The organism is Azospirillum agricola, from assembly GCF_017876095.1.
Classification (GTDB): domain Bacteria; phylum Pseudomonadota; class Alphaproteobacteria; order Azospirillales; family Azospirillaceae; genus Azospirillum; species Azospirillum agricola.
Genome location: NZ_JAGINM010000052.1, coordinates 1 through 10,395, shown reverse-complemented (window position 1 = coordinate 10,395; position 10,395 = coordinate 1). Strand labels below are relative to the sequence as shown.

Below are 10,395 nucleotides of genomic sequence, written 5' to 3'. Positions count from 1 at the left end.
ACCCAGGGTGGTAGTCTGCCAGATCAGAGGTGGCTGGTTATTGGACGCCGATCACCCCTGAAACTGGCCCAGTGTTGCAAGCCGATGCACAGCCCAGCATGACCATCCCTCTCCGGGTCGAACCCGCTGAGCCATCCGGCATCCCCAGCGGCCTGGAGTCCGGTGCGACCAGCGCGGCTTTGTCTGCGACCAGCGCGGCTTTGTCTGCTGGCGACTCTGGCGCCGGGGACGGCTGCCTCGGCAGCCCGACCTCGATCCCGCAACCGGCGAACGCCGACCGTCTTCCCCGCCGTGCTCGGCCAAGGCCGGCGCACGGCTTCCTCGCGAGGCAAGACGCCCGGCTCCCGCCGGTCCTCCGCTGCGCTGCGGCCCCCTGGGTGCGGGCCGGTCGCCCGGCGCCCTTTGATCGCCATCAAGGCCGCGATGGTCGCGACCGCACCCCATCAAGGAGACGACAGATGGCCCAGATCGGCAGCTTCACCCGCAGCGACGACGGTTCCTTCGCCGGCACGATCAAGACCCTCACCCTCAACATCAAGGCCCGCTTCGTTCCCATGGAGAAGGAGCACGACAAATCCCCCGACCTGCGCGTGCTGTGCGGGCCGATCGAGATCGGCGCCGGCTGGCGGAAGGCCGCCAAGGACACCGGCCGGCCCTACCACTCGGTCAAGCTCGACGATCCCAGCTTTCCGGCCCCGATCTACGCCAGCCTGGTCGAAGTCGATGACGGTTACGCGCTGATCTGGTCCCGCTGAGACGACACACCGGTTGCAGCGCTCCGTCCGGGGAGCTGCAACCGGCAGGGCTGTCCGTCCGGTCCATCACGGCGGCGGCGGTCCGATCTGCGGCGTCCCCGTTTTCCCGAACGTTCTATCTGCCTTTTCAGACTTCCCAGCCTACCATGCCGGATCGCTCCGCATCGAGGACGAGCGGTGCCCCCAAAATGCTGCGCATTTCGGCTCCCCCGCTCGCCGGCCGGCCGGTCGCCTGCGGCGATCCTCGACCCGGACCGCTCCGGCACCTTGCGAGCCCTCCTGTCTTCAAACACAGGAGGGACCGATGCTCACCATCGACCGGCAAATCCAGGAACTCCGCGTGGAACTGGCTGCGTGCTTCCTGACCCGTCGCGAGCGTGTCCAGGCCCGGCGGGAGCTGGACACCCTCCTGGCCCGGCAAGCGGACAGTGAAGGCGCTTTCGAGACCCTGGTCGCCGACGACCCGGCGCCCGACTGAGGCGCTGTTCCTCTGGATAACCGAATGTGTGCGATGGTTTCGGGGTGTCCCCATCGACGGCCTGCCACCGCGTTGAACGCGCACGGTGCCGGCCAATCCCTCCCCGTCCTCAGGAGGACGATCAACCGGCCCCTTCGGCAGCCGGGGCAGCATCCGGCTTCAGCAACGTGCTTGGCGGCACGCCCAGCGCGTCGGCCAGTTCCTTCAGCACCGTAATGGTCGGGTTGCGGGCGCCGCGCTCGATGCCGCTGATGTAGGTGCGGTGCAGCCCCGACTCGAAGGCAAGTTCCTCCTGCGACCAGCCGCGCGTGCGCCTGATCCGCTGAACGTTGAGCCCGACCTGCTTGCGGATATCCATCCGGCCAGCTAGCCGGTGTGTAGCCTATCGGTCTACAGACTATGAGTAACATTTTCTTGAGAGCATGTGCGCTACGGTCCATGCTGCACAGCCGGCACGCGAGAAAAGGCATGGCCGCATCCCGCAGCCGAAGGCGCGATGCAGGAGGAGACTTCGTGGACGTCGTATCAGGGGCGAGACACAAAGGGCGTGGTCGCAGACCGAAGGCCGGAACCGGCCTGGACGCGGTGGACACCCACGTGGGTGGACGACTGCGGCTGCGCCGCACGCTGCTTGGCCTGTCGCAGACCGAACTGGGGCGGCGGGTCGGCCTGACCTTCCAGCAAATCCAGAAATACGAGCACGGTACCAACGGCATCGCCGCGTCGCGGCTCTGGCAGTTGGCAGACATACTCGATGTTCCGGTCAGCTTCTTCTTCGACGACATGCCGGACGCGGCGCCCCGTGCCTCCGAGCCGCCCGATCCCGAAACGCCGCCGATGGGGCGGCGGGAGACGCTGGAACTGGTGAAATGCTACTACCGGATCAAGGATCCACGCGTGCGCCGAGGGATCTTCGATTTAGTCAAAGCGACCGTGGGCGCGGTCGAGGGCGCGATCAAATGACGTCCGTCTCCTGCGGCCGATCCTTCTTAAACCGAACCCCTTCGCCGCCGCCGTTCTCTGGGATGAATTCCACACCGGCAGCTTCCAGCGCTGCACGAAGGGCGCGAAGGGTGCGGATATGGAGCCGTCGCTCAGACTCGCGCTCAAAGTCCGCGACGGTCTTCTCGCCGACCTCTGCGGCTTCCGCAAGCTGCTCCTGGCTCATGCGAACCAAGCCGCGCCCCGCCCTGCATTGCGCGGGCGTTATGACGTCTTTTCTGTCGTTGGGCATCTTTTCTGTTGACCTGATTGCAGTCAAACGGCAGAATATCAGTTACTCTGCTTCACGCAAAGGAGGTGGGCGTGTCTCCAAAGGCGCGAGCACCAAAGGCACGCCCTGTGCCTCGCAGGACGAGCTTAGCTGCGGCCGCTCGCCTTCTGACGGCTGCCATATCCGAGCAACAGAACGCCGACCCGCTCATCCTGCTCTGGCAGGATTGGCGGGAGACCTTCGCCTCCTCGCAACGGCTGTGCCACGAGGCCCAGCGCCTGGAACGGGAGCTGGCCGAGAAGATCGGCTTTCCCCGTGTCGAAATCCCTCTCGACGATCCCGGGCGACCTTCGGTTGTCGCCACGGACGCCCGCCAGATCGACCGGGTGTTGGGAACAGCACCGGCCACACGGTCGTTGCGCCGGCGCCTGAAGCGTGATCTTGCCACCGCACAGGCGCGCTGGGACGCCGAGGCGGCGGCGGTCGGCCTCACCAGTGCCGTGGGGCGGGAGGCCGCTGCGGACCGGCGGGTGGACGAGTTGCTCAAGACCGCGTCCCGCACGCCCGCACGGTCGATCCCCGGCGTCATCGCCAAGCTCGCCATCGCCACCGAATGGAGCGAGCTGGAGCCGGACGCCGACGGCTATCCCTGGGACTTCATCCGCGGCGTTCTCGCCGACCTGACCGCGCTGATCGCAAAGGAAACATAGCGCGGCTCGTGCCTCCTTCACGCCTTCCGCAAGTGATCACCAAGAGAAAATCGGATAAGGTCCGCAACCATAAGAATCATGTTCGGGCGCGAGAGTCGGGATCATTTGACGCCCAACATACGAAGCCTCGTTGCCGCGCTGGTCGGATCGGCGGTCGCCGTCACCATCATCGCCGTGAGCGCCACCACCATCGTCGATCATCGGACCACCCGCGTGCATGCGGAGCAGGAGCTGGATCAGCGCACCCTCCTGGTGGCCGAGCACGTCCGGGCGGTGATCCAGACCGACGTCATGTTGCTCGGGCGGGTCGCCGACCACTTCGCCGGCCGGCCGCTGCCGGCTCCCGAGACGGCGGATGCCGACCGGAAGGCGCTGCGGGCGATGCTCCGGGACGCCGACGGCGTCGATTCCCTGTGGGTGTACGACGAGCGCGGCGATGCCGTCCTCTCCACCGCCGAGGAGAGGCTGGGCCGCTTCAGTGTGGCGGACCGGGAGTATTTCCAGGCGGCCAGGGCCGGCGAGCGGCTGTTCCTCAGCCCGCTCATCTGGGGGCGGGTGACCGGCGGCTTCTTCTTCGTCGTCGCCCGGCGCCTGGAGGACCCCTCCGGCGTCTTCCGCGGCATCGTGGTGGCCGGGGTGCCGGCCGGCCGCTTCGCCGACTTCTACCGCCGCATCGCCGGCGACGAGAATGCGTCGGTCGCCATCCGGAAGCTGAACGGCGATGTCGTCGTGCGCGCCCCGCTGCCCGCCGCCGAGCCCGCGAAGGGCTGGCCGACAGAGTCCTACATCCAGGAGCGCTTGACGGAGGAGGCCGGGGTCTATGAACGCTCCTCGGCCATCGACGGGGTTGCGCGCCTGTACGCCTTCCGCCGCCTCGACCCGGAGGGGCTGGTGGTGATCGCCGGCCGGCCGATGGACGCGTTGTTCGCTCCCTGGTGGTCGCGGACCCTGCTGGTCTGGGCGGTGGGCGGCGGCGGCGTGGCGCTCAGCCTGGCGCTCAGCGTCCTCGTCCTGCGCGCTGCGCGCCGCGAGGCTGCCGCCCTGCGCGACGCGCTGCGGGCGGTGCGCGAGAGCGAGGAGCGCTTCGACATGGCGGTGGCCGCCACGGCGGACGGCATCTGGGACTGGGACCTGTGCACCAACAAGGTCCGCCGGACGGCCCGGATGAAGGCCCTGTACGGCTTGGCCGACCACGAGATGGGTGACGAGTCGCGGGAGTTCTGGGACCTCCTGCACCTGGACGACGCCCCGCACCTCCCGGCCGCCGTGCAGGCGCACCTGGAGCGGCGCTCCGAGCAGGTCGAGGCGGAATGCCGGGTGCGCCACAAGGACGGCTCCTGGCGCTGGCTGTTCGTCCGCGGCCGGGCACAGTTCGGCCCCGGCGGGGAACCGCTGCGCATGGTCGGCATGATGACCGATGTGACCGAGCGCCGGGAGCGCGAGCTGCTGGTCCAGGCCGCCCACCGGGCGGCCGAGGAGGAGAAGGACCGCGCGCGGCACGCCGCCAACCACGACCCCCTGACGGGACTGCCGAACCGCGCCTACCTGACCGAACGCCTGACCGCCCTGGCGGAAGCCACGGCGCCGGATGGCGCTCGGCAGGCGGTGATGCTGCTCGACCTCGACGACTTCAAGGCGGTCAACGACACGCTGGGCCACCCGGCCGGCGACGAGTTGCTGCGGATCGTCGCCGGCCGGCTCCGGAGCTGCCTGCGCGACGGCGACTTCGTGGCGCGGCTGGGCGGCGACGAGTTCGCCGTGCTCGTCCCGTCGGCCTGTGGGGCCGCGTGCGGCACGCTGGCGCTGGCCGAGCGCATCGTCGCCACGGTGGGACAGAGCGCGGTCGTCGCCGGCCGGCCGGTGCGGCTCGGCTGCTCGGCCGGCGTGTCGGTGTGGACGGCGACCGAACTGGAGCCGGAGGAGGCGATCCGGCAGGCGGACGTCGCGCTGTACGAGGCGAAGCGCACCGGCAAGAACCGGGTGGTGCTTCAGGGATGCGGGGACGGAGCGTCTTCCGGCCGCTGCAACGGAACGGCCTGAACGGCGGCGCCCGTCAATCCCCCTTGTGCCGTCGCCGGCTGGTTCGGCCGAGTCCCCGCGCCTTGGCGAGCGCGGAGCGCGTGGCGGCATAGGTCGGGGCGGTCATCGGGTAGGTGTCCGGCAGGTTCCAGCGCGCCCGGTACTCCTCCGGCGTCATGCCGTAGACGGTCCGCAGGTGACGCTTCAGCATCTTCAGCTTCCGGCCGTCCTCCAAACAGACGATGTGGTCGGGCGTCACCGAGCGGCGAATCGGCACCGCCGGCTTCCGGTCGGCGTGCGGCGGTGCCGCGGGCGCGCCGAGGGTTTCCAGAGCCCGGCGCACGGTGGCGATCAGGGACGCCACCTCCTCGACACCGACGCGATGGTTGCGGACATAGGCGGCCACGATCCTGGCGGCCTGTTCGATGACGTCGGTCATGAGACGGGGCACTCCGCGTTGACGTTGCATGACATCGTGTGAAGCGGCCCTTGGCCGGTCAAACCCGCATTCGTTGCCGGGGTGGCGAGCCATCCCCGTCCGTATGGCTGGGCGTGGTCATGACGACCCGAGCACGGTTTGGATGGCCGCGATGACCGGCCGGGAACTCACCGGTTTGGTCATGATGATGGTGCCGGCGGCCAGTGCGCTCCGCAGCTCGTCAAGAGCGCCGGCGTCCGGGGCGCCGGTCATCACGACCACCGGCAGCGTGGGACACGCCGCCCGCAACTGCCGGATCAGCGCCAAGCCGCCGAGGCGGGGCATCTGGAGATCGGTCAGCAGCACGTCGGCGGGGGTCTGGGCCTGGAGGGCGAGCGCCTGCACCCCGTCGTGGGCGAGCGTGACCTGATAGCCGGCCTCCTCCAGGATGGCGCGCAACGCCCAGGCGACCAGCACCTCGTCCTCGACGACGAGGACATGGACGGGCGTGTCTTCGGCCATGACTGTCATCCTCAATCCCCCTCAGGATGCGCCGTCCCGCATCGGCCGCGCGCCGACGATCACCGCCCCTCTATCCAGGCCGACCGTGGGATGCAATGCGGCGATGGTCGAACGCAGCCGGTGCACCTCGGCCACGTACGGCCGCAGCACCTCCGTGAAGTGGCTCGACGGGTGTCTGTCGGTGGACAGCACGGTGCGGGACAGGGTGGCCAGAGTGACGAAGCCGAAGCCGGCGGCCAGCGACAGCATGGCCCGGGTGTCGTTGCGGATGCTCGGCCAGTCCCACGGCTCCTGCTGAAGCGAGCGCAGCCGGAACTCCATTTCCTCGTCGAGCGCGGCCAGGACGTCGCGGAACGCCGCCTCGCCGAGATCGCGCCGGAGGACGGTGAGCAGCGCACCATCGTTTCGAGTGGACGCACCCGGCAGCGTGGCCGAATCAACCGGCCCGTTGCCGGCCCGCTGCGAGTCGCCGGGAAGCCGAGTCGCTGAACAGGTCTTGATCATCTATTGCCAGCCGCCCCCGGCAATGAACGCCTGCACGGTCTGTAGATCGTCCTGCCAGCAGCCGGCGCACGGCATGGGAACGCGGAAGCGCTGGGCTTCGTGGTAGATCAGCTCTTTGATGTCCACCGCCTGCCAATAGCTCTCCACCGCTGCGGGCAGGTCGACGGGCGTCAAGACATCGCCGTCGGTCATGCACTGCTCGTAGCGTGTTACCAAGGCGGCCAGTTCCCAGACGCGCGGCATCACCCTCGTCCTCCATACCGTTGCCGGCCCTTTCCCTGGTGTTTGTCGCTGCTCGTGTGGCTGGACAACACCGGTGGCGAGGCGGGACGGGAACGCGGCTCCTCCATCATCACCCCACGACCGGGAAAAAGGCGGCGGATATTTGCAGCCGGAGAGTGTAGCGGCTTCAGACTCTCGAAGCGACCAAAATAGTCGTCTTTGTGGCGCTGGGCGTGCGCATCGGGAATGTGATCATCAATGATCACACCCAGGCAAATACGGGCAGCGCGGGCGCTTCTCGGCTGGACCCAGGAGACGCTGGCGGACACGGCCCTGGTCGCCTTGACCGCCCTGAAGCGGCTGGAGTCGGACCGCCTTGAGGTGCGGGACACGACGCGCGACGCCGTGCGCAAGGCGCTGGAGGATCACGGCGTCATCTTCCTGTCGTCGGCCCGCGGCCTTGGCGTCATGCTGGTCGATCAGCCGGACGACGTGCCGGTAGTGCAACCGGAGACGGCCGGTCAGCGGGCGATTCGCGGTTGAGGGCACCCCCTTCTTTCCAGCGATATGGCCAAGCTGCCACTCAACCGCGTCTGCAATTGTAACCGTGTGCCGAGACACAGCATCTGGTGGTTCCGTTGCCGCAGAAAGCGCGAGCCGTAGGCGGAGTCATTCTTTATCATGCGAGCCTCGACCGGCCAGACACGAGGAAACGTTGCATGGGAGAGATCAACATCCCTGAAGACGAACAGGAGGCCCTCAAAGCGATCGACGCCAAGGAGTTGGACAAGCTTGTCGAACGAGCGGTCCAAGAGGAACGGTTGGATGGTCTGTACCATCTTCCCCTCACAAGCTGTGGGCCGTACGTCGCGGCACAGCTCCACGCCTTCGAGCAGGCGCTGGCGGAGCACAGGCGTTTCAAAGCGCCACGAAAGCTTGCCGAGACCGGGGATCGCCTCCGACGCGCGGGCCGTGACTTATCCGATGCCGTGAGGGGGATGAAACGCCGGATGGAGACGGAAGAGAAGGAAGCACAGCTCTTCTACGTCGATGATCGGATCGGGCCGCCTTTCCAACTCAGCAAGCACTTGAACGTCAGAGTGAGCTATCGGTGGCGTCGGACCGTTGATGACCAGTGGACGTACGGCAGCATAACATTCTTCCATGACGTCGATCTGCGTCCCGATTACACCCTGCCGACCCCTAAGAGAAAACTGAGTCCCGCGAAGCAAAGGCGGGAGGTGGAAAGCACGCTGTATCAAGAATGGGAGCACCTGATGAGCTTGGCGCTCTACTCGGTTAGAGATTACTTCAGGCAGGGAGGGGATGGGGGAAAAATACCAGAAACATTTCAGGCAAAGCCCGATTCCTATACGCGAGGGCTGAACAATCACAGCGCCGATTTTTGGCGTCAGAAGCCTTGAGCGCTTTCGCCTGTTCTGGTGATAAACACGGACGATGTTGACGCTCATGCACCGCCCGAGCCAAACCGATGAACCGGGATGCCGAGCGTATTGGGCCTTTCCGATGAGTGGTGAAACTTTCTGCCCATTGGGCACCTCCGCCGCTTCGCAGCGGACCGGGCTCTAGGGGCTGATCGCCCCCCGAGCCGCGCGGGCGCGCGTCTCGGCCCATTGCGGGTGACGATCCCTGGTGCGATCCTTGGACCAAGCACCCCCTGGTGCTGCTGATTCCAGGTTCGGAGCCGTGGCCGGTCCATCACGCATCGCTAAAGAATAGACTGAAAGTTTAGCTAAACCCCGCCAGATGCGCCGTTGGCAAGCACCCATTATAAGGCATCTAAAGACACGGCGGCGCTGTGATATCCGATGCGCAGCGCCGCCGTTCCGGACCTACGGATTTCCGGCAAGCCGCGCGAGGTAGGGGTGGTTGGGGGGAAGTTCCAGAAGATCGCGGGGAAGCACCGAGAGGGCCATCGCCAGACGGCCGACGGTGACGACCGTCGCCTTGTGCTCGGCCCGCTCGATACCGCCCAGATAGCTGCGGTCCATGCCGGCGCGATGCGCCAGCTCCTCCTGCGTGATGCCCTTGGCGAGGCGCAGGCGGCGGATGTTCAGGGCCAGGATGTCGGGCATGTCCTCCATCGGCAGGATGGAGCAGGATTGCGGGACGGGTCTCCACGGGATACATCTCCCATTCGGAGCGCGCCGGGCGAACCGACGATGTTTCGGTGCCGCTCCGCGACACCGCTCCGGATCGTCCCTACATACGATTATATGAAAACACCCATCGCTTCGGTGCGGGGCCACACACAGAGGGGAGAGATCAGCCGATGACGACGCCGCAGCTCGAACCGCCGGTTGCCGACGCGCCGCCTCTTTCGGAGACCCTGACCGACTACGACCGCTTGCACCTCGTCACCTACCTGCGCCTGCTCGACGCCGAGGCGGATGGGGCCGACCCGGACGAAGTCGCCCGCATCGTGCTGCGCATCGACCCCGCCCGCGAGCCTGAGCGCGCCCGGCACGCCCACGCCACCCATCTGGCGCGGGCGCAGTGGATGACTCGGGTCGGCTACCACGACCTGCTCCGCCAGGGCATGCACTGAATTCCGTATCGCCGGATTTCCGGAAATCCGCCGTTCCGGGGGGCCGGATCGGCGGAGTCCGCCGAAGTACGCCGTTCCCGCCGTGCTCTACGCCGTCGGCGCTGTCGCAATTTCAGGGTAGCGGCTCACTTTTTCGATTCGGGCGCAACCTGACGCTGCGCGCGAGCGAAGACATCATGACGACGATGAATGACTGGCGAACATCGACCGCCTATCAGTATGCCCTGACCGTCCCTGTTTCCTGTTGGGCGTGGGAATTCCTGCGCCGCAACGGGGATTACCAAGCGGATGCGGCTGGACAGCGCGGCGAGTCGGAATCCTCCGACGGCACCGGCCATTGGGGGTTGCACTGTCCTGGAGGACCCGGGCAAAAGCGGGGCTGAGACGCTGGTGTTCTGGCGGCCCGAGGTGCTGCCGGCCCTGGTCCGGCTGTCGCCGGCTCCCAGGCCCTACACCAAGCCGGGCGCCTGCCTCGATCCCTGGTGGGGGGCGTCGCGCCAAGCCATTTTCGACACCGGAGACGGCTTCCACGTTGTGCTGGCCGACGGGCCGCGCGAGCGGCGCTTCTGGATCGAGGGCAAGCGTCTTCCCAAACGTGGCACGCCGCTACGGGCGCTGGTCGGACTGGACGATGACCTGGAAGCCCAGGTCGTGGCGCTCCGCCGGTTCCACGATGCGGTGATGAACCCGGCCGCACCCCCCGACCTGACGCCGTACCAGACCCGCATGCTGATGCGCACCCTCCAGGCCCTCGACGCCCACCTCGACGGCGCCAGCGTGCGGGAGACGGCCGAGGCGCTGTTCGGCGCCGAGCGTGTCAGAGCCGACTGGTACCGCAACACCCCCTTGCGCGATCAGGTGCGTTACCTGATCCGTCGTGGGCACCAACTGTAAGCGTTACGAGCGCCCCCTTCTTCCCGAACCGGGTTCCATGATCGAGATTGCGTGCGGGCTTACGGGACGCGGAGGGTACGATGGAGGATGG

17 protein-coding genes are annotated in these 10,395 nt (G+C 67.3%); 10 read left to right on the top strand and 7 right to left on the bottom strand.

The window, feature by feature from the left end:
- Nucleotides 1–458: 458 nt before the first annotated feature.
- Nucleotides 459–755, top strand: a complete 297-nt coding sequence (locus J2847_RS33415; RefSeq protein ID WP_209783035.1) for a DUF736 domain-containing protein — start codon at nucleotides 459–461, stop codon at nucleotides 753–755.
- A 304-nt stretch (nucleotides 756–1,059) separates the two neighbouring features.
- On the top strand, nucleotides 1,060–1,233 hold the full coding sequence (locus J2847_RS33410) for a hypothetical protein (RefSeq protein ID WP_209783034.1): 174 nt from the start codon (nucleotides 1,060–1,062) through the stop codon (nucleotides 1,231–1,233).
- 121 nt (nucleotides 1,234–1,354) lie between these two features.
- On the opposite strand, the gene J2847_RS33405 is transcribed toward J2847_RS33410, so the two are convergent.
- Nucleotides 1,355–1,591 carry a helix-turn-helix domain-containing protein gene (locus J2847_RS33405; protein WP_209783033.1) on the bottom strand — a complete coding sequence of 79 codons (237 nt, stop codon included), beginning with the start codon at nucleotides 1,589–1,591 and terminating at the stop codon, nucleotides 1,355–1,357.
- A gap of 110 nt (nucleotides 1,592–1,701) precedes the next feature.
- Here J2847_RS33405 and J2847_RS33400 point away from each other — a divergent pair, with 110 nt between their 5' ends.
- Complete coding sequence (locus J2847_RS33400) at nucleotides 1,702–2,196, top strand: helix-turn-helix domain-containing protein (RefSeq protein WP_209783032.1); 495 nt, start codon at nucleotides 1,702–1,704, stop codon at nucleotides 2,194–2,196.
- Here the strand turns inward: J2847_RS33400 and J2847_RS33395 are convergent.
- Nucleotides 2,189–2,401 carry an XRE family transcriptional regulator gene (locus tag J2847_RS33395; protein WP_233474968.1) on the bottom strand — a complete coding sequence of 71 codons (213 nt, stop codon included), beginning with the start codon at nucleotides 2,399–2,401 and terminating at the stop codon, nucleotides 2,189–2,191. The two genes, J2847_RS33400 and J2847_RS33395, sit on opposite strands and share 8 nt — an antisense overlap.
- Nucleotides 2,402–2,574: 173 nt before the next feature.
- Here J2847_RS33395 and J2847_RS33390 point away from each other — a divergent pair, with 173 nt between their 5' ends.
- Together J2847_RS33390 and J2847_RS33385 are read left to right on the top strand one after the other, a co-directional pair.
- Nucleotides 2,575–3,156 carry a hypothetical protein gene (locus J2847_RS33390; protein WP_233474967.1) on the top strand — a complete coding sequence of 194 codons (582 nt, stop codon included), beginning with the start codon at nucleotides 2,575–2,577 and terminating at the stop codon, nucleotides 3,154–3,156.
- A gap of 105 nt (nucleotides 3,157–3,261) precedes the next feature.
- Nucleotides 3,262–5,196, top strand: coding sequence for a bifunctional diguanylate cyclase/phosphodiesterase (locus tag J2847_RS33385; RefSeq protein ID WP_209783030.1), 1,935 nt, complete (start codon nucleotides 3,262–3,264; stop codon nucleotides 5,194–5,196).
- A gap of 13 nt (nucleotides 5,197–5,209) precedes the next feature.
- Here J2847_RS33385 and J2847_RS33380 read toward each other — a convergent pair whose 3' ends face one another.
- The 4 genes from J2847_RS33380 to J2847_RS33365 all read right to left on the bottom strand — a co-directional run bounded on the left by J2847_RS33380 (nucleotide 5,210) and on the right by J2847_RS33365 (nucleotide 6,862).
- A complete protein-coding gene (locus J2847_RS33380) occupies nucleotides 5,210–5,614 on the bottom strand; it encodes a Ros/MucR family transcriptional regulator (protein WP_209783029.1) in 405 nt (134 codons plus the stop codon).
- 117 nt (nucleotides 5,615–5,731) lie between these two features.
- Nucleotides 5,732–6,115, bottom strand: a complete 384-nt coding sequence (locus J2847_RS33375) for a response regulator (RefSeq protein ID WP_209783028.1) — start codon at nucleotides 6,113–6,115, stop codon at nucleotides 5,732–5,734.
- A gap of 21 nt (nucleotides 6,116–6,136) precedes the next feature.
- Nucleotides 6,137–6,619, bottom strand: coding sequence for a hypothetical protein (locus J2847_RS33370; RefSeq protein ID WP_209783027.1), 483 nt, complete (start codon nucleotides 6,617–6,619; stop codon nucleotides 6,137–6,139).
- Nucleotides 6,620–6,862 carry a hypothetical protein gene (locus J2847_RS33365; RefSeq protein WP_209783026.1) on the bottom strand — a complete coding sequence of 81 codons (243 nt, stop codon included), beginning with the start codon at nucleotides 6,860–6,862 and terminating at the stop codon, nucleotides 6,620–6,622. It lies immediately after the preceding gene.
- 237 nt (nucleotides 6,863–7,099) lie between these two features.
- On the opposite strand from J2847_RS33365, the gene J2847_RS33360 reads away from it, so the two are divergent.
- Entirely contained in the window at nucleotides 7,100–7,384 is a 285-nt protein-coding gene (locus tag J2847_RS33360; RefSeq protein ID WP_209783025.1) for a helix-turn-helix domain-containing protein, read from the top strand.
- A gap of 176 nt (nucleotides 7,385–7,560) precedes the next feature.
- Nucleotides 7,561–8,265 (top strand): hypothetical protein, encoded by a 705-nt coding sequence (locus J2847_RS33355; RefSeq protein WP_209783024.1) that lies wholly within the window; start codon nucleotides 7,561–7,563, stop codon nucleotides 8,263–8,265.
- Between the two features lie 429 nt (nucleotides 8,266–8,694).
- On the opposite strand, the gene J2847_RS33350 is transcribed toward J2847_RS33355, so the two are convergent.
- Complete coding sequence (locus J2847_RS33350) at nucleotides 8,695–8,937, bottom strand: helix-turn-helix transcriptional regulator (RefSeq protein WP_233474966.1); 243 nt, start codon at nucleotides 8,935–8,937, stop codon at nucleotides 8,695–8,697.
- 197 nt (nucleotides 8,938–9,134) lie between these two features.
- Here J2847_RS33350 and J2847_RS33345 point away from each other — a divergent pair, with 197 nt between their 5' ends.
- The 3 genes from J2847_RS33345 (at nucleotide 9,135) to J2847_RS33340 (ending at nucleotide 10,304) form a co-directional block, all read left to right on the top strand.
- The gene (locus tag J2847_RS33345) at nucleotides 9,135–9,410 is read left to right on the top strand and encodes a DNA -binding domain-containing protein (RefSeq protein WP_209783022.1); all 276 of its coding nucleotides are present in this window, start codon (nucleotides 9,135–9,137) and stop codon (nucleotides 9,408–9,410) included.
- A gap of 176 nt (nucleotides 9,411–9,586) precedes the next feature.
- On the top strand, nucleotides 9,587–9,793 hold the full coding sequence (locus tag J2847_RS35015; RefSeq protein WP_411800663.1) for a transcriptional regulator domain-containing protein: 207 nt from the start codon (nucleotides 9,587–9,589) through the stop codon (nucleotides 9,791–9,793).
- 7 nt (nucleotides 9,794–9,800) lie between these two features.
- Nucleotides 9,801–10,304 carry a DUF2285 domain-containing protein gene (locus tag J2847_RS33340; RefSeq protein ID WP_325169539.1) on the top strand — a complete coding sequence of 168 codons (504 nt, stop codon included), beginning with the start codon at nucleotides 9,801–9,803 and terminating at the stop codon, nucleotides 10,302–10,304.
- The last annotated feature ends 91 nt before the right edge of the window (nucleotides 10,305–10,395 follow it).

What these genes read in the sequence shown, in the direction of transcription:
- J2847_RS33415 (WP_209783035.1), top strand. Translation starts at nt 459, where the DNA reads ATGGCCCAGATCGGCAGCTTCACCCGCAGCGACGACGGTTCCTTCGCC.
- J2847_RS33410 (WP_209783034.1), top strand. Translation starts at nt 1,060, where the DNA reads ATGCTCACCATCGACCGGCAAATCCAGGAACTCCGCGTGGAACTGGCT.
- J2847_RS33405 (WP_209783033.1), bottom strand. Translation starts at nt 1,591, where the DNA reads ATGGATATCCGCAAGCAGGTCGGGCTCAACGTTCAGCGGATCAGGCGC.
- J2847_RS33400 (WP_209783032.1), top strand. Translation starts at nt 1,702, where the DNA reads ATGGCCGCATCCCGCAGCCGAAGGCGCGATGCAGGAGGAGACTTCGTG.
- J2847_RS33395 (WP_233474968.1), bottom strand. Translation starts at nt 2,401, where the DNA reads ATGAGCCAGGAGCAGCTTGCGGAAGCCGCAGAGGTCGGCGAGAAGACC.
- J2847_RS33380 (WP_209783029.1), bottom strand. Translation starts at nt 5,614, where the DNA reads ATGACCGACGTCATCGAACAGGCCGCCAGGATCGTGGCCGCCTATGTC.
- J2847_RS33375 (WP_209783028.1), bottom strand. Translation starts at nt 6,115, where the DNA reads ATGGCCGAAGACACGCCCGTCCATGTCCTCGTCGTCGAGGACGAGGTG.
- J2847_RS33370 (WP_209783027.1), bottom strand. Translation starts at nt 6,619, where the DNA reads ATGATCAAGACCTGTTCAGCGACTCGGCTTCCCGGCGACTCGCAGCGG.
- J2847_RS33365 (WP_209783026.1), bottom strand. Translation starts at nt 6,862, where the DNA reads ATGCCGCGCGTCTGGGAACTGGCCGCCTTGGTAACACGCTACGAGCAG.
- J2847_RS33360 (WP_209783025.1), top strand. Translation starts at nt 7,100, where the DNA reads ATGATCACACCCAGGCAAATACGGGCAGCGCGGGCGCTTCTCGGCTGG.
- J2847_RS33355 (WP_209783024.1), top strand. Translation starts at nt 7,561, where the DNA reads ATGGGAGAGATCAACATCCCTGAAGACGAACAGGAGGCCCTCAAAGCG.
- J2847_RS33350 (WP_233474966.1), bottom strand. Translation starts at nt 8,937, where the DNA reads ATGCCCGACATCCTGGCCCTGAACATCCGCCGCCTGCGCCTCGCCAAG.
- J2847_RS33345 (WP_209783022.1), top strand. Translation starts at nt 9,135, where the DNA reads ATGACGACGCCGCAGCTCGAACCGCCGGTTGCCGACGCGCCGCCTCTT.
- J2847_RS35015 (WP_411800663.1), top strand. Translation starts at nt 9,587, where the DNA reads ATGACGACGATGAATGACTGGCGAACATCGACCGCCTATCAGTATGCC.